General features: G+C 65.7%; 21 protein-coding genes. 13 read left to right on the top strand and 8 right to left on the bottom strand.

Annotation, left to right across the window (positions count from 1 at the left end):
* Positions 1–56 precede the first annotated feature (56 nt).
* Both ABQJ48_RS05030 and ABQJ48_RS05035 read right to left on the bottom strand, forming a co-directional pair.
* Entirely contained in the window at positions 57–458 is a 402-nt protein-coding gene (locus tag ABQJ48_RS05030) for a DUF427 domain-containing protein (RefSeq protein WP_367836395.1), read from the bottom strand.
* A 392-nt stretch (positions 459–850) separates the two neighbouring features.
* Positions 851–1,090 carry a hypothetical protein gene (locus ABQJ48_RS05035; protein WP_367836397.1) on the bottom strand — a complete coding sequence of 80 codons (240 nt, stop codon included), beginning with the start codon at positions 1,088–1,090 and terminating at the stop codon, positions 851–853.
* Positions 1,091–1,313: 223 nt separating this feature from the next.
* Here ABQJ48_RS05035 and ABQJ48_RS05040 point away from each other — a divergent pair, with 223 nt between their 5' ends.
* On the top strand, positions 1,314–1,700 hold the full coding sequence (locus ABQJ48_RS05040) for an RT0821/Lpp0805 family surface protein (RefSeq protein WP_367836398.1): 387 nt from the start codon (positions 1,314–1,316) through the stop codon (positions 1,698–1,700).
* An 85-nt stretch (positions 1,701–1,785) separates the two neighbouring features.
* Positions 1,786–2,235 carry an NUDIX domain-containing protein gene (locus ABQJ48_RS05045; protein WP_367836399.1) on the top strand — a complete coding sequence of 150 codons (450 nt, stop codon included), beginning with the start codon at positions 1,786–1,788 and terminating at the stop codon, positions 2,233–2,235.
* Positions 2,236–2,343: 108 nt separating this feature from the next.
* Here ABQJ48_RS05045 and ABQJ48_RS05050 read toward each other — a convergent pair whose 3' ends face one another.
* Positions 2,344–3,378 (bottom strand): transporter substrate-binding domain-containing protein, encoded by a 1,035-nt coding sequence (locus tag ABQJ48_RS05050; protein WP_367836401.1) that lies wholly within the window; start codon positions 3,376–3,378, stop codon positions 2,344–2,346.
* 150 nt (positions 3,379–3,528) lie between these two features.
* Positions 3,529–5,238 carry a glutamine--tRNA ligase/YqeY domain fusion protein gene (locus ABQJ48_RS05055; RefSeq protein ID WP_367836402.1) on the bottom strand — a complete coding sequence of 570 codons (1,710 nt, stop codon included), beginning with the start codon at positions 5,236–5,238 and terminating at the stop codon, positions 3,529–3,531.
* Positions 5,239–5,708: 470 nt separating this feature from the next.
* Here ABQJ48_RS05055 and ggt point away from each other — a divergent pair, with 470 nt between their 5' ends.
* Positions 5,709–7,460, top strand: a complete 1,752-nt coding sequence (gene ggt / locus ABQJ48_RS05060) for a gamma-glutamyltransferase (RefSeq protein WP_367836404.1) — start codon at positions 5,709–5,711, stop codon at positions 7,458–7,460.
* A gap of 196 nt (positions 7,461–7,656) precedes the next feature.
* Positions 7,657–8,217: an RBBP9/YdeN family alpha/beta hydrolase gene (locus tag ABQJ48_RS05065; protein ID WP_367836405.1), complete on the top strand. Its 561-nt coding sequence runs from the start codon at positions 7,657–7,659 to the stop codon at positions 8,215–8,217.
* Between the two features lie 45 nt (positions 8,218–8,262).
* On the opposite strand, the gene ABQJ48_RS05070 is transcribed toward ABQJ48_RS05065, so the two are convergent.
* Complete coding sequence (locus tag ABQJ48_RS05070; RefSeq protein WP_367836406.1) at positions 8,263–9,483, bottom strand: CaiB/BaiF CoA transferase family protein; 1,221 nt, start codon at positions 9,481–9,483, stop codon at positions 8,263–8,265.
* 305 nt (positions 9,484–9,788) lie between these two features.
* On the opposite strand from ABQJ48_RS05070, the gene alaS reads away from it, so the two are divergent.
* Positions 9,789–12,413: an alanine--tRNA ligase gene (gene alaS / locus ABQJ48_RS05075; RefSeq protein ID WP_367836408.1), complete on the top strand. Its 2,625-nt coding sequence runs from the start codon at positions 9,789–9,791 to the stop codon at positions 12,411–12,413.
* A gap of 206 nt (positions 12,414–12,619) precedes the next feature.
* Here alaS and ABQJ48_RS05080 read toward each other — a convergent pair whose 3' ends face one another.
* Positions 12,620–13,552, bottom strand: a complete 933-nt coding sequence (locus ABQJ48_RS05080; RefSeq protein WP_367836409.1) for a LysR family transcriptional regulator — start codon at positions 13,550–13,552, stop codon at positions 12,620–12,622.
* Positions 13,553–13,672: 120 nt separating this feature from the next.
* Here ABQJ48_RS05080 and ABQJ48_RS05085 point away from each other — a divergent pair, with 120 nt between their 5' ends.
* The 8 genes from ABQJ48_RS05085 to ABQJ48_RS05120 all read left to right on the top strand — a co-directional run bounded on the left by ABQJ48_RS05085 (position 13,673) and on the right by ABQJ48_RS05120 (position 21,845).
* Positions 13,673–15,103: a YbfB/YjiJ family MFS transporter gene (locus ABQJ48_RS05085; protein WP_367836410.1), complete on the top strand. Its 1,431-nt coding sequence runs from the start codon at positions 13,673–13,675 to the stop codon at positions 15,101–15,103.
* 579 nt (positions 15,104–15,682) lie between these two features.
* A complete protein-coding gene (locus ABQJ48_RS05090) occupies positions 15,683–16,213 on the top strand; it encodes an NUDIX domain-containing protein (RefSeq protein ID WP_367836411.1) in 531 nt (176 codons plus the stop codon).
* A gap of 225 nt (positions 16,214–16,438) precedes the next feature.
* Positions 16,439–17,614: an iron-containing alcohol dehydrogenase gene (locus ABQJ48_RS05095; protein ID WP_367836412.1), complete on the top strand. Its 1,176-nt coding sequence runs from the start codon at positions 16,439–16,441 to the stop codon at positions 17,612–17,614.
* A gap of 34 nt (positions 17,615–17,648) precedes the next feature.
* Positions 17,649–18,098: an acyl-CoA thioesterase gene (locus ABQJ48_RS05100; RefSeq protein WP_367836413.1), complete on the top strand. Its 450-nt coding sequence runs from the start codon at positions 17,649–17,651 to the stop codon at positions 18,096–18,098.
* Between the two features lie 4 nt (positions 18,099–18,102).
* Positions 18,103–19,041, top strand: coding sequence for a branched-chain amino acid ABC transporter permease (locus ABQJ48_RS05105; RefSeq protein ID WP_367836415.1), 939 nt, complete (start codon positions 18,103–18,105; stop codon positions 19,039–19,041).
* Entirely contained in the window at positions 19,034–20,374 is a 1,341-nt protein-coding gene (locus ABQJ48_RS05110; RefSeq protein WP_367836416.1) for a branched-chain amino acid ABC transporter permease, read from the top strand. Before ABQJ48_RS05105 ends, ABQJ48_RS05110 begins: the two co-directional genes overlap by 8 nt.
* A complete protein-coding gene (locus ABQJ48_RS05115; RefSeq protein ID WP_367836418.1) occupies positions 20,371–21,135 on the top strand; it encodes an ABC transporter ATP-binding protein in 765 nt (254 codons plus the stop codon). Before ABQJ48_RS05110 ends, ABQJ48_RS05115 begins: the two co-directional genes overlap by 4 nt.
* Positions 21,132–21,845 (top strand): ABC transporter ATP-binding protein, encoded by a 714-nt coding sequence (locus ABQJ48_RS05120; protein ID WP_367836419.1) that lies wholly within the window; start codon positions 21,132–21,134, stop codon positions 21,843–21,845. The genes ABQJ48_RS05115 and ABQJ48_RS05120 overlap by 4 nt, the downstream gene beginning before the upstream one ends.
* Before the next feature lie 54 nt (positions 21,846–21,899).
* On the opposite strand, the gene iolB is transcribed toward ABQJ48_RS05120, so the two are convergent.
* Positions 21,900–22,700 (bottom strand): 5-deoxy-glucuronate isomerase, encoded by an 801-nt coding sequence (gene iolB, locus ABQJ48_RS05125; protein WP_367836420.1) that lies wholly within the window; start codon positions 22,698–22,700, stop codon positions 21,900–21,902.
* Positions 22,697–23,623, bottom strand: coding sequence for a myo-inosose-2 dehydratase (iolE, locus tag ABQJ48_RS05130; protein WP_367836422.1), 927 nt, complete (start codon positions 23,621–23,623; stop codon positions 22,697–22,699). Before iolE ends, iolB begins: the two co-directional genes overlap by 4 nt.
* Between the last annotated feature and the right edge of the window lie 3 nt (positions 23,624–23,626).

Genomic DNA, 23,626 nt, shown 5'->3' on the forward strand with positions numbered 1-23,626 from the left:
GACGAACCGTCTGCGCGCGCGTCCGGCACGTTGTCGATCATTTGCTGCCGGGAGCCCTAGGCCGAAGCCCGCGTTTGCGCCGATGTCCGCACGTCGATCGAATCGACGCGGTCGGCATAAAACGCCAGATGCTGTGCGATCTCCTTGACCGACGCGTACGGCGACTCGTAGGTCCACACCGCGTTCACCGTCCGCTCGCCGCCGATCGGCACGCTGTAATAAGCACAGTCGCCCTTGTACGGACAGTAGGTCGCGTGATCCGTGCGCGCGAGCAGTGCCATCTCGACATCGTCGCGCGGGACGTAGTACACCGGTGGATAGGACGCCTCGCGCAGCACCAGAGCTTTGTTCGAATCGGCGACCACGCGGCCGGCGACGGTCACCACCACGTGGGCTCTGGCGGGTTCGACCGTGATGGGATGATCGGGGCCGGGCATTTTGATGGGTCTGTCGGTCATCTGTCGAACTCCTGAATCAGTCGGCCGTCCTGCCACAGGCTGTGGCGGATCGCAGGGCGGCATCGACGGTCATCGTCGCGCCTTGGGTCGAAGCATACGCCGGTGGTGAAAATGCGTGCGCCGCTCTTGCGAGGTGGGAACAGGCGAGGGCAGCTGAGGAACTTCGAGCGCGAACCGGGCGACCGACAGGCGCTCGACGAAAGCGAAATCAAAACAACGCAGTGCCGTTTCGCAATACGCTCAGGCGCGGGTATCAGCTGCCAGGCCCGAAGCGTGGAGCGGTGATTGGCATGGTGAACACTCGCGTACGCGCCGATCGAACGCAAGCCTTCAACGCAAGCGCGAGGAGCGGGCCGCGCTGGCCGCGAGCGATCGCATCGGGTCGCGCGCGCTCAAGGGTGGATACTGCCCAGGATCGTGTAGCAGACGGCGAGCAGCAGCCCGAACGACGCCAGGAGGCCGACAATTCCGATGCGCATCAGCAGATCGGGCCAGCGCGCGACCGACAACCCGTCTATCTCCACGATACGCGTCGCCAGACCGTGATCGCGCCAGGCTGCACCCGGCATGAGTGCCACGCAGACCAGCGCGAGCGCAAGGATCATGATCTGCAGTGCGAGAAACAGGTTCATGGCGAGCTGACCGACGCTTGAGCGCTGCAAGACGAGAAAAACGATCTTAAAAAGACGCTCTGTGTGCCGATACAGGACAAGTCTTAAAACGGAAGATCGCCACGCGGCAACGTCGCTAGGAAAGCGGCACTTCATAGGCGGCATGCTATGCTTTTGAGGTCCAGATCAATCCTTGCACGCCTGCGCTGCATATCGCCCACAACGTTTTCGTGGAGAAGCCTTCATGTCGATGCGAATCCGAGCACTGCTTCACCTCACCGGCGCCGGCGTGCTGCTGGGCGGCGCGATCGGCGCGCAAGCGGCCAATCTCGGTTTTCTGAACGACACGCCCATCACGTACATGCACCAGCGCGACGTCGACTCGATCAGGAAGGCGGTGCTTAGCGCGCTCGGCGACCAGAAGGACGGCAGCAGCATCACCTGGGATAACGAAGGCACCGGCAACAGCGTGAAGATCGACGCGACGATCACGGTTGCCCGGACCGCCACCGACGGTGGGCGTACCTGCCGCGACCTCGGCGTGGTGCTGAACGCGAAAGGGCAGTCGATGAACCTGCATCCGCAGTTCTGCAAAGAAGGCAGTGGCGCATGGCAATTGCAGAAAAAGTAACGACCACGCAGGCCGTCGTGACAGCCCGGGCCGGCTGGTCGGCGGCACGGCTCGATGCGGTGTGTCGCTACAGGGTGGGGCGACGATGAGTCCGCGGGTCGTTTCGTGCGGCATCGTGCTGCTTGACCCGGACGGTCGCGTGTTGCTCGCGCACGCCACCGAGACGTCGCACTGGGACATTCCGAAAGGGCAGGGCGAGGAGGGAGAAGCGCCGCATGTGACGGCGCTGCGCGAGATGGTCGAGGAGACCGGCATCGCGATCGAGCCTGAACGCCTGAAGGACCTCGGCTTGTTCGTCTACCGGCGCGACAAGGATCTGCATCTGTTCGCCGCGCGTGCGGCGGCCGACGAACTCGACCTCAGTTCATGCACCTGCACATCGATGTTTCCGCGCCGCTCGGACGGCAAGCTGATTCCCGAGATGGACGCATACCGATGGACGACGATCGACGAGATCCCCACCTATGCGAGCCGCAGTCTGACGCGGCTGTTTCAGACCACGCTGTCGCTCGCGGAGCTGCATCGGACGCTGTAGCGACGGCGCGCCGTGCCGGGCTCGCTTGTAAGCGGGCAGGTGCGCATGAACGGCAGCCAGCGCAACGCGCTCATTCGCCGGCGCGCGTCCTCGACTTGACGGTCGCGCTCAGTCGAGCGCGTGGTCGTTCGGATGGGCGAACAGCGCGCGGTTCTGTTCCGATAGCGGAAAATTCAGATCGATGCCGCGCGGCGGAATGGGCTGTGTGAACCACTGCTTGTACAGGCGTTCCGCCTCGCCCGAAGTCTGCCCGCGTGCGATCACCCCATTCACCAGATTGCGGAACGGCTCATCGCCCTTGCGGAACATGCACGCGTACACCTCGGAGCCGAGCGGTGTACCGGTGACGACGAACTCGTCGGCATGCGGGTCGGTCGCACGGAAGCCGTAGACGATCGGCTCGTCCATCACAAAAGCCACGGCCCGATCTTCCTTGAGCGCGGTGAACGCTTCCTGATGGTCGCGCGCACTGGTGATGCGCATGTTCAGATGCTTGTCCGTATTCAGGCGGCGCAACAGGCGTTCGTCGGACGTGCCGGCGGTCGTGACGACAGGCTTGCCCGCCAGATCCGGAAAGTCCCGGATGCCGCTGTTTTTGCGCGTGATCATGCGCACCGCGTACCGGAAGAAACTGTTCGAAAAGGCGGCCACGCTCTCGCGCTCCACTGTATGCGTGGTCGAGCCGCACTCCAGATCGATCTGGCTGTTCTGCAACATCGGCGTGCGGTTCGACGACGTCACGGTGATTTCGTGGACCTTCAGCTGCGGCATGCCGAGCTTTTTGCGGATTTCATCGACGATCTGCAGCGCGATGGTCTGCGAGTAGCCGACCGTGCGTTTGCCGTCGGAGTACGAGAACGGGATCGACGCCTCACGCACGCCGAGCACGACGACATTGTCGTCGTGGATCTTCTTCAGTGTGCCGGTCAACTCCTCCGCGCGGACCGGGCACGCGAAGACGAGCGCCGCCGCGCCGAACGTGGCGAACGCGACCAGCGCGCAACGCGCGCGCCGCGTGTAGCATGCCGCATGCGCGGTGCACGCGGCGCGAAGAGCACGCGTGCGAGTTGCATGGCGGATGCGTTGAGCCGCGACTGTGGTCATCGCGCTGTCACCCGCCGTGCTACGGGCTTCAACTTTCATCGGGTCTCCCTGACTGGCGCTTCCAGGCGGGCGCGCCGTCACTATCGAAGGAACATCATGCAATGAAACGGCGTGCACCTCATCAGCGAGATACACGCCGTATTCAACTTTGCCAACTTCCACTGCGTCGCGCACGGCGGCGGCGCCCGCTTACGCCGGCTTGCCCCAACTGTCGCGCAGGCTGACGATGCGGTTGAACACGGGCTTGCCCGGCTGCGAATCGACGCGATCGGCGACGAAATAGCCGTGGCGCTCGAACTGGTAGCGCTGGTCCGGCAGCGCGTCGCGCGCGCCCGGTTCGAGGTAGGCGCTGACCACACGCTTGGAATCCGGATTCAGCGCTTCGAGAAAGTCGCGCCCGCCCGCGTCGGGCTGCGGCTCCTTGAACAGGCGGTCGTAGATGCGCACTTCCGCGGGGCAGGCGGCGGCCGCGCTGACCCAATGGATATTGCCCTTGACCTTGTACGCGTTCGCGCCTTCGGTGCCCGATTTGCTGTCCGGGAAGTAGTTGCAATGGACCGCCACGACGTTACCGTTCTCGTCCTTGTCCGCGCCCGTGCATTCGATCACGTAGCCGTAGCGCAGCCGCACCTTGTTGCCGGGAAACAGGCGGAAATAGCCCTTCGGCGGCGCCTCGTTGTAGTCGTCGCGCTCGATCCACAGTTCGCGCGAAATCGGAAACTCGCGCAGGCCGTGTTCCGGATGATGCGGATGGACCGGCGCGCTGCACGGCTCGGTGAGGTCTTCGGGAAAATTGTCGATGATCAGCTTGACCGGATCGAGCACGGCGGCCGTGCGCGGCGCCTTGTCATCCAGGTCGTCGCGCAGTGCGCCCTCGAACACGCTCATGTCGATCCACGAGTCGACCTTGGTCACGCCGATGCGTTCGCAAAACAGCTGGATCGACTCGGGCGTGAAGCCGCGCCGGCGCAAGCCGACGATGGTCGGCATGCGCGGGTCGTCCCAGCCTTGCACGTGTCCTTCGCTCACCAGTTGCAGCAGCTTGCGCTTGCTGGTGATCGCGTAGGTGAGGTTCAGGCGCGAGAACTCGATTTGTTGCGGCAGCGGACGCGTGAAAACGCCCGCTTCGGCCAGCTCGTTCAGAATCCAGTCGTACAGCGGACGATGGTCTTCGAACTCGAGCGTGCACAGCGAGTGCGTGATGTTTTCCAGCGCGTCCGAGATGCAGTGCGTGTAGTCGTACATCGGGTACACGCACCACGCGTCGCCGGTGCGGTAGTGATGCGCAAAGCGGATGCGGTAAATCACCGGGTCGCGCATGTTGAAATTCGGCGACGCCATGTCGATCTTCGCGCGCAGCACGTGCTCGCCTTCCTTGAACTCGCCGGCCTTCATGCGGCGGAACAGGTCGAGGTTCTCGTGCACCGGGCGCTCACGGAAGCGCGACGGCGTGCCCACCTGCGTGGCCGAACCGCGATTCGCGCGCATTTCTTCGGCCGACTGGCTGTCCACGTAGGCTTTGCCGCGCTCGATCAGCAGTTCCGCGAATTGGTACAGCTTGTCGTAGTAGTCGCTCGCGAAATACAGCTCTTCCTTGCCGCCTTTTGTCCATTCGAAGCCGAGCCAGCGTACCGAGTCGATGATGGAGTCGACGTATTCGACGCTTTCCTTTTCCGGATTGGTATCGTCAAAGCGTAGATGGCACACGCCGCCATAGCTGCGCGCGATGCCGAAGTTCAGGCAGATGCTCTTGGCGTGCCCGATGTGCAGATAGCCGTTCGGCTCGGGCGGAAAGCGCGTTTCGACCCGCTGGCCCCACTTGCCGGTGCGGTTGTCGTCGTCAATGATGTTGCGGATGAAATTGGATGCCGCTGGCGCGTCGTTGCGTTCGGTGTTCATGCGTGGAGGTCAAAGTCTGTCGGGGGCGCGCGGTGCGCCCACTTATCCGACAATTCTACCTGAGCAGTCCGCCAGTGGCAGGCAATGCCGCGCGCACTCAACTATTGAGCGCTTTTCCTTGCGGATGGGAACCGCGCGGGCGCTGTAACAGGAGGTAAAACGTTTTGTTCGCGCAGACGTCCGCGACATAGGATGCGCTGCCGCGCGGCTTCGTCCACGGGACATGGCGCAGGTGCCGCGAATGGTCGGGGCGTTGCGCTGTACCCCTGGAGGGCGGCGCGCGGCGTTAGTGCGGCGCATGACGTTTCATGCCGGCAAAGTCTGAGCGCTGCATCGACGCGCCGCGCCAGCACTCGTCGCGGCCGCCGGCTTAGGCCACTCTGGCCGCACCGCCCACATCGCCCAGCGCGCCTTGCACGAACCCGCGCGGTTCGTGCACCATAGCGCCCTTAGTTGCCGGAGTCTCTCGGATGCTCGTCCCGACGCACGGCGCGCCTCGCGCGCTTTTCGCTTCCACGTCCTCGTTCCGAATCGCGCGCGCCGCGGTAGTCTGCGCCGCTTTGGGCGCATTAGCCGGCGGGCTTGCCGCGCCGGTGCCCGCGTTGGCCAAAACCCCGCCGCCCAAGCCGGTGCTCGACGCATCGGCGGTGGCCGTGCCGGATCGCTATAGCGCCGACACCGCGCAGCAGATCTTCGCGGCTGGCGGCAACGCGGTGGACGCCGCCGTCGCAATCGCTTTCACGCTGGCCGTGACCCGGCCCGATGCGGGGAATATCGGCGGAGGCGGTTTCATGACGCTGTTCGTGGACGGCAAGCCGTACTTCCTCGACTACCGCGAGCGCGCGCCGCAACAGGCGACCCGCGACATGTACCTCGACGACAAGGGCAACGTGGTGCCGGGCATGAGCGTCGTCGGCCACCGCGCGGTAGGTGTGCCGGGGACCGTCGACGGGATGTGGGAGGCGCAGCGGCGTTTCGGCAAACTGAAGTGGAAGCAGGTGCTTGCGCCCGCCATTCACTATGCGACCGACGGCTTCGTGATCGATCCGTCGCTGCAGCAGCGGCGCGACGCGGCGGCCAAGGCTTTCACCGGCAAGACGAATTTCGACGCGTACTTCTCTAGCCTCAACGCGGGCACGACCTTCCGCCAGCCCGAACTCGCGCAGACCTTGTCGCGCATCGCCGGGGACGGCGGCCGCGAGTTCTACGAAGGCCGCACCGCCGACCTGATCGCCCAGCAGATGTACGGCCACGGTCTCGTCACGAAGCAGGACCTGATGCAATACAAGGCGGTCTGGCGCCAGCCGCTTTCGGCCGACTGGCACGGGTACCGTGTGATCACCGCGCCGCCGCCGAGCTCGGGCGGCATCGGACTGGTTCAGATGCTGAAAATGAAAGCTGCCCTGAAACCGGCCTTCGAGGGCATCGAGCTGAATTCCGCGCAATATATCCACCTGATCGCGCAGATCGAGGACCGGGTGTTCGCTGACCGGCAGCGCTACCTCGGCGACCCGGATGCGTACAAAGTGCCGACCGCCAAACTGATCGACGACGCGTATCTCGCGCAGCGCGCCGACGAAGTGAAACCCGACGAAGTGCCGGGCGCGGCCCCAGTGAAGCCGGGCCTCGGCGAGGCACTGCCGGAGAAGGCGCAAACCACGCATTTCTCCGTGGTCGACAAGTGGGGCAACGCGGTGTCGAATACCTACACGCTGAACGGCGATTTCGGCGCGGGCGTGGTGGTGGACGGCGGCGGCTTCCTGCTCAACGACGCGATGGACGACTTCGTCACGAAGCCTGGCGAAGGTGCTGGCGGGGCGGATGTCAATACGATAGCGCCGGGGCGTCGCCCGCTTTCGTCGATGACGCCGACGCTTCTGTTGAAGGACAACAAGGCGGCGCTGGTCATCGGCACGCCGGGCGGCTCGCGCATTCTGACGTCGATTTTCCAGGTGATGACCAACCTGTACGACTTCGACATGGCGCCCACCGCTGCGCTTGCCGCGATGCGTTTTCATCATCAGTTGCTGCCGCAGAAGACCATTTACTTCGAGCCGTTTTATCCGATCACGGGCGAACTCGCCGAGCAGTTGAAGGCGATGGGCTACACGCTGGAAGGGCAGTCGTTCAACGGCGATGTGCAGATGGTCCGCGTCGAGGGTACGACGCCCGAGCCCGCGGCGGACCCGCGCGGGGTGGGGGTGGCGCGGGTGATCCGATGAGCTTGGGGGCCAGGCTGGCGGGAAAGTCATCGGCCAGGGCACTCGCTACGGGGGTGGGTTGCAACTGACAGGCGGGGGCGATGCCGTGAAGGGCGGGTGCGAAGAGCGAGCTCCGGTAGGCGACCGTTGGCAAGCGAATAGCAGGCAACCAGCAAACAACAACCAGCACGAACAAACCGGAACGGAAAAAAACGGGATGAGCGGAGAACAACTAATCACATTGGTGCTGCCGGGCTATCAGAACTCTGGCGAAGGTCACTGGCAAACGCGCTGGGAACAAATCGATCCGACGTTTTCGCGAGTGCAGATGCCCGACTGGGACCATCCTGCTCGCGACGCATGGTGCCACGCGCTCGACGCGGCTGTGGCCGCTGCCGATACGCCGGTGCGCATCGCCGCCCATAGCCTGGGCTGCCTGACCACGGCTTTCTGGGCGTCGCAGTACGCGAGCGCGGCGCAGCTCGAGAAAGTTGCCGGGGCCTTGCTGGTCGCTGTGCCCGATCCTTCGGGCGCGCATTTCCCGGGCGACGCCAGCGGCTTCGGGCCGGTGCCACTCACGCGTTTGCCGTTCCCCACCATGGTCGTGTCGAGCAGCGACGATCCCTACGGCGCCGTGCCGTTTTCGCAGACCTGCGCGAATGCATGGGGTAGCCGCTGGGTGGACATTGGCGCGCGCGGTCACATCAACGCCGACAGCGGCCTTGGCGACTGGGACGAAGCCCGGCGCTGGCTCGTTTCGCTAACCTCGCCCGGTTGAAGACGGCACTCAAAGCAAGCCCTTTCAGCCACCCGAGCCACGCCCTCAAATCACCGACTTCCCCCGCAACGCCGCGATCGCGACTTCGTCGTAACCGAGCACATCGCGCAAGATGCTCTCGGTGTGCTCGCCAAGCATGGGCGGGTGAGCGAGCGCTTGCGGCGGCGTACCCGTCATATTGATCGGATTGCGCACCAGCTTGACGGTACCACCCGACGGATGCGGCAGATCGACCTGCATCCCGCGCGCCACCACCTGCTCGTTCTCGAACACTTCGGCGAGATCGTTGATGGGCCCGCATGGTACGCCTGCCGCTTCAAGTGCGCCGATCCATTGCTGCTTGTCGTGCAGACGGACCATGTCGGCGAGAATCGGCACGAGGGTGTCGCGGTTGCGCACGCGCGCCGGGTTGGTCGCGAAACGCTCGTCGTCGGCGAGCTCCGCCCGGCCGCCCGCTTCGACGAATTTGCGGAACTGCCCGTCATTGCCGACCGCGACGATGATCCAGCCGTCGCTCGTCTGGAAGGTTTGATACGGCACGATGTTCGGATGTGCATTGCCCCATCGCGCCGGCGGCTGGCCGCTCGCGAGATAGTTCGAATTCATGTTGGCGAGCATCGCCACCTGCACGTCGAGCAGCGCCATGTCGATGTATTGACCTTCGCCCGTGCGGTCGCGGTGCGTGAGCGCGGTGAGCACGGCGACGGTCGAATACATGCCGGTCATCAGGTCGGCGATCGCGACGCCGGCCTTTTGCGGACCGCCGCCCGGCTGGCCGTCGCGCTCGCCGGTAATGCTCATGAAGCCGCCGATTCCCTGCACGATGAAGTCGTAGCCGGCGCGCTGCGCATACGGCCCGGTCTGCCCGAAGCCCGTCACCGAGCAGTAGATCAGATCGGGCTTCACTTGTTTGAGCGACGCGTAGTCGAGGCCGTACTTCTGTAACTGGCCCACCTTGTAATTCTCCAACACGACGTCGCTCTGCGCGGCCAGTTCGCGGACGATCCGCTGGCCTTCGGGCGAGGCAATGTCGAGCGTGACCGAACGCTTGTTGCGGTTTGCCGCGAGGTAGTACGCGGCCTCGTGCGTGTCGATGCCCTGCGGCGTCTTGAGGTACGGAGGGCCCCAGTGACGGGTGTCGTCGCCGACCTCGGGGCGTTCGATCTTGATGACGTCGGCACCGAAATCGGCGAGCGTTTGCGCGCACCAGGGGCCGGCGAGCACGCGGGTGAGATCCAGCACGCGGATATGACTGAGAGCGCCCATGTTGACCAATGTCTCCTGTGTAGCCAGGCGGCGCGCAAGGCGCCGCGGATCGGGCAATCTTAAGCGATTCGCGCAGGCCTGCGCACTCGGCGAAACGGCATAGGACGGATCCGCGAGTCGCGCCATCACGTGTGATCCAGGCGCGAACCCGCTCAAACCTGGCCGAACGGCCAGCGTACCGGGCGGGCCGCCGCGCAGCCGCGCCGATCCCGTATAATCAGTCGTTTAAGAAGCAAACAAGTTGGCGCATCGCACGATGCCGCCGGTAACAGCCAGCGAACTGGCAAACCCGCCCCCCGCACGCCATGAAAGCCGCCGAAATCCGCGAAAAATTCCTCAAGTTCTTCGAATCGAAGGGCCATACGATCGTTCGCTCGTCGAGCCTTGTGCCCGGCAACGACCCGACCCTGCTCTTCACCAATTCTGGAATGGTGCAGTTCAAAGACGTGTTCCTCGGCGCGGAATCGCGTCCATATTCGCGTGCCACGACCGCCCAGCGCAGCGTGCGCGCAGGCGGCAAGCACAACGATCTGGAAAACGTCGGCTACACCGCGCGTCACCACACGTTCTTCGAAATGCTCGGCAACTTCTCGTTCGGCGACTATTTCAAGCGCGACGCGATCCACTACGCGTGGGAATTGCTGACCGGCGTGTACCAGTTGCCGAAAGACAAGCTGTGGGTCACCGTCTATCAGGAAGACGACGAAGCGCACGACATCTGGGCTAAGGAAGTGGGCGTGCCGGTCGAGCGCATCATCCGCATCGGCGACAACAAGGGCGCGCGCTACGCGTCGGACAACTTCTGGCAAATGGCCGACACCGGTCCGTGCGGCCCATGCTCGGAAATCTTCTACGACCATGGCCCGGACGTGTGGGGCGGCCCGCCGGGGTCTGCCCAGGAAGACGGCGACCGCTACATCGAGATCTGGAATCTCGTGTTCATGCAGTTCAACCGCGACGCTCAGGGCAACATGACGCCGCTGCCCAAGCAGTGCGTGGACACGGGCATGGGCCTCGAGCGCATCGCCGCGGTGCTGCAGCACGTGCACAGCAACTACGAGATCGACCTGTTCCAGGCGCTCATCAAGGCCGCCGCGCGCGAAACCGGGGTGAGCGACCTGACCAACAACTCGCTGAAGGTCATCGCCGATCACATCCGCGCGTGCTCGTTCCTGATCGTCGACGGTGTGATTCCCGGCAACGAGGGCCGCGGCTATGTGCTGCGCCGGATCGTGCGCCGGGCGATCCGCCACGGCTACAAGCTGGGCAAGAAGGGCGCGTTCTTCCATCGGATGGTGGCGGACCTGGTCGCGCAGATGGGTGGCGCGTACCCCGAGCTGAAGGAAGCGGAGCAACGCGTCACCGACGTGCTGCGTCAGGAAGAAGAGCGCTTTTTCGAAACCATCGAGCACGGAATGTCGATCCTCGAAGGCGCGCTGGCTGAACTCGAAGCGAAGGGCGGCAAGACGCTCGACGGCGAACTCGCATTCAAGCTGCACGACACGTACGGCTTCCCGCTGGACCTCACTGCGGACGTGTGCCGTGAGCGCGAAGTGACGGTCGACGAATCCGCCTTCGACGAAGCGATGGCACGTCAGCGCGAACAGGCGCGCGCGGCGGGCAAGTTCAAGATGGCGCAGGGCCTCGAATACTCGGGCGCGAAGACCACGTTCCACGGTTATGAAGAAATCGTCTTCGACGACGCGAAGATCGTGGCGCTCTACGTGGACGGCGCATCGGTGCAGCAGGTGTCGCACGGCCAGCAGGCGGTCGTCGTGCTCGATCACACGCCGTTTTACGCGGAGTCGGGCGGCCAGGTGGGCGACCAGGGCGTGCTGGCCAACGCGAGCGTGCGCTTTGCGGTCACCGACACGCTGAAAGTACAGGCTGACGTGGTCGGCCATCACGGCACGCTCGAACAAGGCACGCTCAAGGTGGGCGACGTCGTCAAGGCGGAAATCGACGCGGTGCGCCGCGCCCGCACGGCCCGCAACCACTCGGCCACGCACCTGATGCACAAGGCGCTGCGCGAGGTGCTCGGCTCGCACGTGCAGCAGAAGGGCTCGCTAGTCGACGCGGACAAGACCCGTTTCGACTTCGCGCACAACGCGCCGATGACCGACGAGCAAATCCGCCGTGTCGAAGAGATCGTCAATGCAGAAGTGTTGGCGAACGCGCCGGGCATCGTGCGCGTCATGCCGTTCGACGAAGCGGTGAAGGGCGGCGCGATGGCGCTGTTCGGCGAAAAGTACGGCGACGAAGTGCGCGTGCTCGACCTCGGTTTCTCGCGTGAATTGTGCGGCGGTACGCACGTGCATCGCACCGGCGACATCGGCTTCTTCAAGATCGTGATGGAAGGCGGCGTCGCGGCGGGCATTCGTCGCGTGGAAGCGATTACGGGCGACAACGCCGTGCGCTTCGTGCAGGATCTCGACGCGCGCATCCATGCGGCCGCCGCGGTGTTGAAGGCGCAGCCGTCAGAACTGACCCAGCGAATCAGCCAGATGCAGGACCAGGTGAAGTCGCTGGAGAAAGAACTGGGCGCGTTGAAGTCGAAGCTGGCTTCGAGCCAGGGCGACGAGCTGGCCAATCAGGCGATCGAGGTGGCCGGCGTGCATGTGCTGGCGGCCACGCTGGACGGCGCGGACGTCAAGACGCTGCGCGAGACGGTCGACAAGCTCAAGGACAAGCTCAAGAACGCGGCGATCGTGCTGGCTTCGGTCGAAGGCGGCAAGGTGAGCCTGATCGCTGGCGTGACGGCTGACGCCAGCAAGAAGGTCAAGGCTGGCGAGCTCGTCAACTTCGTCGCGCAGCAGGTCGGCGGCAAGGGGGGCGGCCGGCCGGACATGGCGCAGGCTGGCGGCACGGAGCCGGCGAACCTGCCCGCCGCACTGTCTGGCGTCAAGGCCTGGGTCGAAGGCCAGCTTTGATTCGGATTTCAGAGGGCTACTCGGGGCGCCGGTAGTTTCGGCGTGTCGCGTGGCCCAAGTTTTTTGCGAAGTGGTGCTTGCGGGTTGCGGCGCGGCGCCGTTCGCTGGTTCGCAGGCAGCTGGCGCGGCGTTGACTTGCGATGCTGTGGGGTTCAGCCTCCGTGATTTTCCAGTGTCGCGGGCGACGATCAGGCCATCGCCTGCCTTCACGCTGACTTCACGTCCTCGGTTCCCACGCTTTCATCCGCTGCCGCTGCGGCATTTTCTTCCTCGCTAGCCGTCACGAGCGTGCGCCGCAGCGCATTGAGCGCCGACGAAAAATGCCCGCGTCGCCACACGAGCAGCGTTTCGATCATGCCAATGTCGGGCAGTTCATGAACCGCGATATTGCTGGCGTCGGTTTGCAGATCCAGCACTGAGCGGGGGGCGACCGCCACACCCGCGCCCGCCGCCACGCATGCGACGATCGCGTGGTAGGAGCCAAGCTCCAGCACGCGCGCCGGCCTCACGCCGTGTTCCAGATACCACTTCTCGATATAAGCCCGGTACGTGCAGCCCCGCTCGAACGCGATGAGCGTCGATAGCGAGACGTCGCGCACCTCGCGAATCGGCCGATGTCCGCGCGGCGTGAGCATCACCAGTTCTTCCTTGAATACCGGCACTGTCTCGAACAGGTCGCTGAGCGTGGACGGGTCGAGCGGCGTCGCCACCAAAGCCGCATCCACTTCGAATTCGCGCACCCGCTCGATCAGCTTGCCGGTCGTACCGGTTTCGAGTTCGAGCGCAACCGCGGGCCACTGCTGGTGATATTGCGCGAGCAGCGCGGGCAGGCGCGTCGCGGCGACGCTCTCCATCGTGCCCAGGCGCAGCCGCCCGCTAGGGCGATCCTCGCGCACCGCGTGACGCGCTTCGTCGGCGAGTGCCAGCAGGCGCTCCGCGTAAGGCAGCAACGTTTCGCCCGCCGGCGTCAGCACCAGGCGCCGGCCCTCGCGGATGAACAGGTCGGTGCCAAGTTGCTCTTCCAGCTGCTTGATGCGCGTGGTGACGTTGGACTGCACGCGATTGAGCTTGGCAGCAGCGCGCGTCACGCCGTTTTCCCGCACGACCGCGCGGAAAATAGTCAGGGCGGCCAGATCCATGATTCTCTCCGGGCGATGATCGATATCCGAATTATTCATTTTTCGTGATCGAAAGGTCAAGCTAATATGGATTGAACGAACCCGGCCGGATCGTCACAGGCCATTACCCATCGCCCGATCATGAACGACCTCGCTTCCCGCGCGTATGACCGCTTCAAAGAAGCTCACGCCGCCCGCCGGGCGGCGCTTGCCTGCATGGTGACGCTGGCCGTCGCCTTGGGCATTGGGCGTTTCGCGTTCACGCCGCTGTTGCCGCTGATGCTGCAGGGCAGCGCTTCCGGGCAGCCGCAGCTCGATATCCAGCACGGCGGCTGGCTCGCATCGTTCAATTACGCGGGGTATTTCGTCGGTGCGCTTAGTTGCGCCGCGTTGCGGGTGCAGCCCGCGCACATGGTGCGCGTGGGCCTCGTCGCGACGGTTCTGTTGACGCTGGCGATGGGCGTCACCAGCCAGTTCTGGGTGTGGGCGGTGGTGCGGTTCGTCGCCGGTGCGGTGAGCGCGTGGACGTTCGTCTTCGCGTCGCAGTGGGGCTTGCGACGCCTTGCCGAACTCCGTGCCCGTCGCTGGAGCGGAGTGATTTACACCGGGCCCGGGGTGGGGATCGTGGGCACCGGGGTGCTGGTGAGCGTCGCCGGCGGATATGGCGCGACAGTGGGATGGATCGGTTTTGGACTGATCGGCGCGGCTTTGTCGGCGGCGGTTTGGCCGGAATTCCGAGGGGCCGGGGGCGCGCGCGGGCAAGGGGCGCAGCTTCGCGCACGAGGGCCGGTAGGCCAGATCGTCGCGGATGAGCGGGGGACGAGCGCGTCGACCACCGGACACGCTGCTGCCGACGAACGGGACGAACCGAGCGAACGCGCCGCCAACGGGTCCACCGCCGGCGAAGAGGCCGTCGGCCGACGCTCTGCGAGCCGGCGCGCCCGGAGCCAATCCGCTAATGGACACGCCGTCCGTCACACTCGGCACCGCGCTGACGCCATCTGGCTGGTGCTGCTCTACGGCATACCCGGTTTCGGCTACATCATTACCGCGACGTTTCTGCCTGTCATCGCGCGCCATGCGTTGCCGGACTCCTTCTGGCCCGATCTGTTCTGGCCGATGTTCGGCGCAGCGCTGATCGTCGGCGCGCTGCTGGGCGCGCGTTTGCCCGGGCATTGGGATAACCGCACATTGCTCGCCGGCTGCTATGTGGTTCAAGCACTAGGTATCGCGCTGGGCATCGTCTGGCCGACGGCAGGCGGTTTCTCGCTTGGCAGCGTGCTGATCGGACTGCCGTTCACAGCGATCACACTGTTCGCGATGCGCGAGGCGAGGCGCCTGCGCGGGGACGATGCGGCCGGCCTGATGGGCTACGCGACGGCGGCCTATGGTGTCGGTCAGATCGTCGGTCCGCTGGTCGCGGCGCCGATTGCTGGCCACACGGGGTCGTTTTCGCCAGCGCTGTGGTTGGCGGCGGGTGCGTTGGTAGTGGGCGCGGCGGGGTTGGTCGCGGTGGCTCGTGTGCCGCGCGCTTGCGATCGTGACCGGATGCCGGATTGCGGCTGCAACTGACAGCGACCAGGTGCTCCCTCGCTGGCGACGCGCAGTTTCTGGTCGCCACGCGTGCGTGATGACGGCCGCATTGTCCGATCATGGCTGCAACTAACGGCCGCGGTGAAAGCGTTTGCGCGGCGGCGCGGCGTATCTGGCTGTCGGTCGGGCAAGCATCGGGCAGTCCGCCACGCGCAACCCGCCAACCCTCATCCGCCACGCCACATCCGCCACGCCCCTTCCGCAACCCGCAACCCACCAGCACCAAAGAACGCCTGAGCGCACTAAAATGACGCTTCCGCCATCACGCGTCCGTCAGCATCGCATCGGTCGCATGAAACGTTTTGCGTCGGACAACTGTGCCGGCAATTGCACCGGAGCGCTCGACTCGTTGATCGCCGGGAAACTGGCGGCCAGCATCCAGCCTTTCGCGACGACGCGAGCAGTCTCGAGCAGCCTGGAGCAATCAGCTATGCGACCGCGTACGCGAACCGCTCGAGACGCTGCGCGCAAAATGTCGTCGTGCGACACAAAGAACAAACGCCACAAACACAAACGCCACCAACGCCACAAACGCAACGAGCGAGACGCCCTTACCCCATGACCGACTACCGATTTTGTCCGCGCTGCGCGACGCCGTTGACCGAGCGCCTGGATCCCCAGCATGAAGGCGGCCGTGTCCGCCAGAGCTGTCCCGATGCCGATTGCGGCTATGTCCACTGGAACAATCCGCTGCCGGTCGTAGCGGCGATCGTCGAATACGAAGGCAAGATTCTGCTGGCGCGCAATGCCGCGTGGGCGGAAGGCGTGTTCGCGCTGATCACCGGCTTCCTCGAAAACGGCGAGACGCCGGAACAGGGCATCGCCCGAGAGGTGCTCGAAGAGACTTCGCTGCACGCGGAGACGGTCGAGCTGATCGGCGTGTACGAGTTCATCCGCAAGAACGAGCTGATCATCGCGTATCACGTGAGGGCGTATGGGACGATCGCGCTCTCGCCGGAGTTGCTCGAGTACCGGCTGGTCGAGCCGGCTAACCTGCGGCCCTGGCGCGCCGGCACGGGCCAGGCGCTCGGCGAATGGATGCGGCGGCGCGGCTTGCCGTTCGAGTTCGTCGACCGGCCGGGGCAATAAGCGGCGCGACGCATGGGGCGCCAAGCGACGCGGCAACCACGCAGCAACCCGACCCAAAGCACGTAACCGAAAGAGTCAACACCCAGGCAAGCATCGAAACCCGCACCGAGCGCGTCGCAAAGCGGAGCCGCGACGAACTGCAAGCGACGAACCGCGCACCGGCCACCGCGCATTGCATCGCTCGATGCACCGCTCAACGAGTTCACCTTCGACGAGGAGCAACGCATGGCATACATCTACTACCTGACCCACATCCATCTGGGCTACGACGCGCTATTGCAGCTGCCCTCGGAATGCGCGCGCATCGGCATCAAACGGCCCTTGCTGATCAGCGACAAGGGTGTGGTGGCGGCGGGCATCGTCCAGCGCGCGCTCGATGCGTTGAAGCTCGGCGATGTGCCGCTGTTCGACGACACCCCGTCGAACCCGACCGAAGCGATGGTGCTGGCCGCCGCGCAGCGGTATCGCGATGAAGGCTGCGACGGTCTGATCGCAGTGGGCGGCGGCTCGTCGATCGACCTGGCCAAGGGCGTCGCCATCGCCGCGACCCACGCCCCGAAGGATGTGCGCCTCGGCAACGATGGCCTGCTTGCGCAATACGCGACCATCGAAGGCGGCAGCGCGAAGATCACCGACGCCGCCGCGCCGCTGATCGCGGTGCCCACCACGGCGGGCACCGGCAGCGAAGTCGCGCGCGGCGCGATCGTGATTCTCAACGACGGCCGCAAGCTCGGCTTTCACTCGTGGCATCTGCTGCCGAAATCGGCGATCTGCGACCCGGGCCTCACGCTCGGCTTGCCGCCCGGCCTCACTGCGGCGACCGGCATGGACGCGATCGCGCACTGCATCGAAACCTTCCTCGCGCCGGCCTTCAATCCGCCCGCCGACGGCATCGCGCTCGACGGCCTGGAGCGCGCGTGGGCCAGCATCGAACGCGCCTGCGCGGACGGCGGCGATCGCGACGCGCGCCTGAACATGATGAGCGCGTCGATGCAAGGCGCGATGGCGTTCCAGAAAGGACTGGGCTGCGTGCACTCGCTGTCGCATCCGCTGGGCGGTCTGAAGGTGAACGGCCGCACGTCGCTGCACCACGGCACGCTGAACGCGGTCGTGCTGCCGGCGGTGCTGCGCTTTAACGAAAGCGCCTCCAGCGTGGTCGCCGAACGCCGCTACCCACGGATGCGTCGTGCGATGAATTTGCCGGAGCACGCGGATCTCGCGCAGGCGCTCTTCGACATGACCGAGCGCCTCGGCTTGCCGACGGGGCTCAGGCAGATGGGCGTCGACGAAAGCATGTTCGACAAGGTCGTCGCGGGCGCGCTCGCGGACCATTGCCATCGCACCAATCCGCGGGAAGCCACGGCCGACGACTACCGCCGCATGCTGACGCAATCGCTGTGAAGAACTCACCCACGCGCCGAACGGCCTCGCTCCGATGAACCGACCCGCTCCCGCCACCCGCGCCGCGTATCCGCATTTCCTGCCGATCACCACGCGCTGGATGGACAACGACGTCTACGGTCACGTGAACAACGTCGTCTACTACAGCTATTTCGACACCGTGGTCAACGAGTACCTGATCCACGCGGGCGTGCTCGACTTCGAGCATGGCGCGACGATCGGGCTGGTGGTCGAGACGCATTGCAGCTACTTCACGCCGCTGGTATTTCCCGAGCGCGTCGAGGCGGGCTTGCGGGTCGCGCGGCTCGGCACGTCGAGCGTGCGCTACGAAGTGGGGCTGTTCAGGGAGGGCGACGAGCAGGCCGCCGCGCAGGGGCACTTCGTGCACGTCTACGTGGAGCGCGTCGCGCGCCGGCCGGTGAGCCTGCCCGCCGAGCTGCGCGCCGCGCTGGAACCGCTGTGCCCGGCCACGCAGGCGGAATAGCCGCGTGCACGCGTTCGCCATCAATCTGCTCAACGGAGTGAGTTACGGCCTCTTGCTGTTCATGCTGTCGGCCGGTCTGACGTTGATCTTCAGCATGCTCGGCGTGCTGAATTTCGCGCATGCGAGCTTCTACATGCTGGGTGCGTACGTGGGCTGCTCGGTGGCCGGGCGCGCCGGTTTCTGGAGCGCGCTGGTGATCGCGCCCTTCGTCGTGGGATTGCTGGGCGCGGTGCTGGAGCGGTGGTTGTTGCGGCGCGTGCGTGCGCATGGCCATTTGCCGGAATTGCTGCTGACGTTCGGCGCCGCGTATCTGCTCGGCGAACTGGTCAAGCTCGGCTGGGGCTTGAGCCCGCTTTCCGCGACGGTGCCGCCCGCGCTCGACGGTCCGCTGTTCACTCTCTACGGCGCGGCTTTCTCACGCTACCGCGCGTTCATGATGGCGGTGTCGCTGGCCATGCTGGCGATGTTGTACGCGGTGCTGCGCGTGTCGAAGGCGGGGCTGATCGTTCGCGCCGCGCTCACGCACGCGAGCGCGGTCGAAGCGCTCGGCCACAACGTGCCGCGCGTGTTCACCAGCGTGTTCGCGCTCGGTACGGCGCTCGCCGCGCTGGCCGGCGTGATCGGCGCGCCGCTTTTCGTCATCGAGCCCGCGATGGCCGAATCGCTCGGCTCGATCGTATTCGTGGTGGTGGTGATCGGCGGGCTTGGTTCGCTGAGCGGCGCGCTGGCGGCGTCGCTGCTGGTCGGCTGCGTGCAGACGCTGGCCGTGGCGAGCGACGTGTCGCTCGGCGACTTGCTGGCGACGGTGGGCGCATCGGTGCCGCCCGAATGGGATGCGCTGACACTCGCGCAGCTCGCCCCGCTGATTCCTTATCTGCTGCTCGTCGCGATCCTGGCGCTGCGCCCGCGCGGGCTTTTCGGGCGACACGACGATCATGCATAAGCGAGGCGCGGCGTCCGAACCGCCCAACGCGGCGACGCTGGCGACTGCGGCGCCGGCCAGCTCCGCGCGGCCCGCGTCGCCGCTCGCAGCGTTTGGGCGTGCGCTCGCGCCGTGGCTCGCGCTGCTGGTTTTCCTCGCCGCGCCGCCGTTCATCTGGCGGCAAAGCTGGTTGCTCGCCTATCTCGCGCAGAGCGCGACGATGATCGTGTTCGCGCTCTCATACAACCTGCTGCTCGGCGAAACCGGACTATTGTCGTTCGGCCATGCGGCTTACGCCGGGCTCGGCGCACTGGCCGCCGCGCAGGCGTTCAACCGCATCGGCGTGCCGCTTGCGCTGCTGCCGCTGGTGGGCGGGCTGGGCGGCGCGCTATGCGGCGTCGTGTTCGGGTTTGTGTCGACGCGGCGCGCCGGCACCGCATTCGCAATGATTACACTCGGCCTCGGCGAACTCGTGGTGGCAGCCGCCTGGGCGCTGCCCGACTGGTTCGGCGGCGAGGCGGGCGTGGCGATCGATCGCGCGAACGGGCCGCCGCTCGGCAGCTGGAGCTTCGGCCCGGCGCGCGAGGCCTATGCATTGATCGCGCTATGGTGCCTGCTGGCGAGCGCGGCGATGTTCGCGCTGTCGCGCACGCCGTTCATGCGGCTTGCGAACGCCGTGCGCGACAACCCGGCGCGGGCTGCGACGATCGGCTGCTATCCGCGCCGGGTGCGCTATGGCGTGCTCGTGTGGTCGGCGTTCTTCGCGGGCATTGCGGGAACGCTGGGGCTGATCAATATCGAGCTGGTGTCGACGGAAAGCGTCGGCATGGCGCGCTCGGGTGCGGTGCTGATCGCTACGGTGATCGGCGGGTCGGCGACGTTTTTCGGGCCGGTGGCGGGGGCCATCGTGCTGACCTTTTTCAGTGTCGTGGTCGCGAGCGTCACGCGGGCGTGGCTGTTCTACCTCGGGCTGTTCTTCGTGGTCGTCGTCGCAGCGTCGCCCGAGGGGCTGGCCGGTTTCATCGCGCGGCATACGGCGCGCGTCACCGCGTATGGCTGGCGACGATGCCGTGCGCTGTATCTGTGGGCTGTGGTGGCCGTGTCGTTATGGTGCGCGGCGCTCGTGCTCGCGGTGCAATGGGCTTATGCCGCGCAGTTCGGTGCGCACGAGACCGCGCTGTTCGGCGTCGTTGGGGTGTCGCTTGGACGGGTCACTGCTGCGCTTTGGCGCATCGGCGCCGTGGTATTTTTGCTGGCCGCGTTGGGGGCAGTCGCCGCGCGTTACGCACGTCGAGCGCAAGGCAAGGTTGCCGGTCGCTCGAGCGCGACACAAACCACTGGAGCTCGCCGATGATCCCGGCACTCGCCCTCTACGGCATCGAAAAGCGCTTCGGCTCCACGCGGATTCTGCGCGGTGTCGATCTGTCTGTCGAACCCGGCGAGCGCCATGCGCTGATCGGTCCGAACGGCGCAGGCAAGTCCACGCTGTTCGACCTGATCGCCGGCGGCACCCGGCCGAACGCCGGGCGCATCGACCTGTTCGGCGCGGAGATCACGCGTCTTGCGCCGGCCGCGATCACGCGTCGAGGCCTCGCGCGCAGCTTCCAGAACACCAGCGTGTTCGCGCGGCTCAGCGTGTTCGACAATCTGCGCTGCGCGGCGATGCTGGCCGAGCGCGACCGCGCGCGCTGGTGGCGGCGTTTTACCGGCTCTCGAACGGTCGACGCCCGCGCCGAACAGGTGCTCGACGCAGTGGGCTTGAGCGCGCGTCGCGATGTGCGGGCCGGCACGCTCAGCTATGCCGGGCAGCGCGCGCTGGATCTCGGCATTGCGCTCGCCAGCGGCGCGCACACGTTGCTGCTGGATGAGCCGACCGCTGGCATGAACCGCGCGGAAGCGGCGCGCGCGATCGAACTGATACGCGAGGCCAGTGCCGGCCGCACGCTGCTGATGATCGAGCACGACATGGACGCGGTGTTCGCGATCGCCGACCGGATTTCGGTGCTGGTGCAGGGGCGCGTCATTGCCAGCGGCACGCCGGCTGCGATCCGTGCGGATGCCGCCGTGCGCGAAGCGTATCTCGGCGCGGGATTCGGCGCGGGGTTCGGCACATGAGCGCATTGCTCGAGATTCGTGGGCTGAACGCGTGGTACGGGGCGAGCCAGGCGCTGCACGGCGTCACGCTTCGCATGGAGCCTGGCGAAGTGCTGGCGCTGGTCGGGCGCAACGGCTCGGGCCGTTCGACGCTCGCGCGCGCGATCATGGGCCTCGTGCACAGCGACGGCGAACTGCGTTTCGCGGGCCGCTCGCTAAGCGGCCTGCGCACCTTCGAGATCGCACGGCTTGGACTCGGCTACGTGCCTGAGCATCGCGATGTGTTTCCCACGCTGACTGTCCACGAGAATCTGCAGCTGGGCGTCGCGCCGCGCACTCGCGGCCGAACCCCGCGCTTCGCTTTCGACGATGCGTACACGCTTTTCCCGGTGCTGGCACAACGCAAGCGCACGCGCGCCGGTGCGCTGTCGGGCGGGGAGCAGCAGATGCTGTCGCTCGCGCGGGCGCTGCTCGGCGACCCCGATCTGCTTGTCATCGACGAGCCCGGCGAGGGTCTCGCGAGTCTCGTGATTCAGCAGGTCGCCGGGTGTCTACGGATGCTGCGCGAGCGTGGTGTGGCGATCCTGCTGATCGAGCAGCGCCTCGCGATCGCGCGGCAGATTGCGAGCCGGGTCGCCGTCATGGGGCATGGCGAGATCGTGTTCGACGGCGAGATGGCGGCGTTCGAGATGCGCGCGGACGTCGTGCGGGAGTGGTTGGGGGTCGGCTAAATCGCGCTGTTTGGCCTGGCAGTCCAATGCAGAGCGCCGCGCGACCCCGAACGATCAGGCGTCCTTATTGATGATCCATTCATGCGCCGGGTCGTTGCGGAAATGCCAGACCCGTTGCCCACCGGCCATCACGTTCAGATAGTACGAATCGTAGCCATACGGCACGACCACCGGATGATAGCCGCGCGGCACCATCACGACGTCGTGATCTTCGACCGCCATCGACTCGTCGATATCGCGCATGTCGGTGTACACGCGCTGAAACGCGAAGCCCTGCGGTGGATTGAGCCGGTGATAGTAAGTCTCTTCGAGCGAGCTCTCGTGCGGCACGTTGTCGGTGTCGTGCTTATGCGGCGGATAGCTCGACGCGTGTCCGCCAGGCGTTCTGACTTCGACGACCAGCAGCGACTCGGCGGGCTCCGTTTGCGGGAGAATGTCGCATACGTAGCGCGTATTCAGTCCTTTGCCGCGCGTGGAGCGCTTCATCGAAGCCGGCTCGATCAGCCGCGCCGGATACGCGCCTTTGGCCGGCGCGCTGGCCACGCCTAGTTCGGCATCGCGGCAGGCGCGCACGGTCGCGCGCACGTTGGGCGGTAGATACACGGCATACGGCGCGGCATCCTCGAACACGCTGTCGCGCGAGCCGAGCGAGGTCCACGTCGTGTCGGCGGTTTCGATATCCACCGCGCCGGTCAGCACGACGATGCACACTTCGCGCGACGCTTCGAACACATGCACGACTTCGTTCGCGCCCAGACGGTACGCAGCGAATCCCACGTAGCGCCAGCATGCGGACTGCGGCGTGACTCGCGCGATCGTCTGGCCTTCGCGCTGCGCCTTGACCAATAAACTCATGCTGCCTCCTGCACGTTTCTGTCGGTGTTCTCGAGCGGCGCATCGACCAGCGCGCGCAACGTCATATAGCCTTTTTGCGCATATTCGAACGACGGCGCCACCACCGGGTCCTGTTCCGCTTCGACCACCAGCCACCCGCAATAACCATGCCGCTTGAGCCGCGCAATGATCGCGGGGAAATCGACCGCGCCGTCTCCAGGTACGGTGAACGCACCGGCGATGACGGCATCGAGAAAACTCCAGTTGCGATTGCGCGCCAGTTTCACCACGGCGGGGCGCACGTCCTTGCAATGGACATGGCACACGCGCGCGATATGTTGATCGAGCAGCGCGAGCGGATCGCCGCCGGCAAACGTGATATGCCCGGCGTCGAACAGCAGGCCGACGGCGTCGCTGGTGCGCGCCATCAGTTGATCGATGTCCGCGGGTGTCTCCACATAAGCGCCCATATGATGATGATATGCGAGCCGCACGCCACGGCTTAGCGTATAGCGCGCGAATTCATCGACACGCGCCGCGTACGTGGCCCATTGCGCGTCGCTGAAAAAACGCGGCCGTTGATAGAGGGGCTGCGGCGCGCCCTGAATCGAATCGGCGACTTCGCCGTACACCATCGCCGTCGCGCCGTTTTGCGCGAGCAGTTCGAGATGCGGGCCGACCGACGCGATCTCCTCTTCGACGCTGCGATGCGCGAGCCGTCCCGAATACCAGCCGGACACGAGCGCAAGATCGTATTGCGCGAGGAGCGTCTTCAACGCTTGCGGTTCGCGCGGAAACTTATTGCCGAGTTCGAAGCCTTGATAGCCGATCTGTCGGCCTTCCGTTAGCGCGACATCGAGCGGCGTCTCGCCGCCGAGCGACGGCAGATCGTCGTTCATCCACGACAATGGGTTGATGCCGATGCGTACGTCGAAAGCAGTCATGCG

Origin of the sequence: Paraburkholderia suaedae (assembly GCF_040812055.1) — a bacterium.
Taxonomy (GTDB): Bacteria; Pseudomonadota; Gammaproteobacteria; order Burkholderiales; family Burkholderiaceae; genus Paraburkholderia.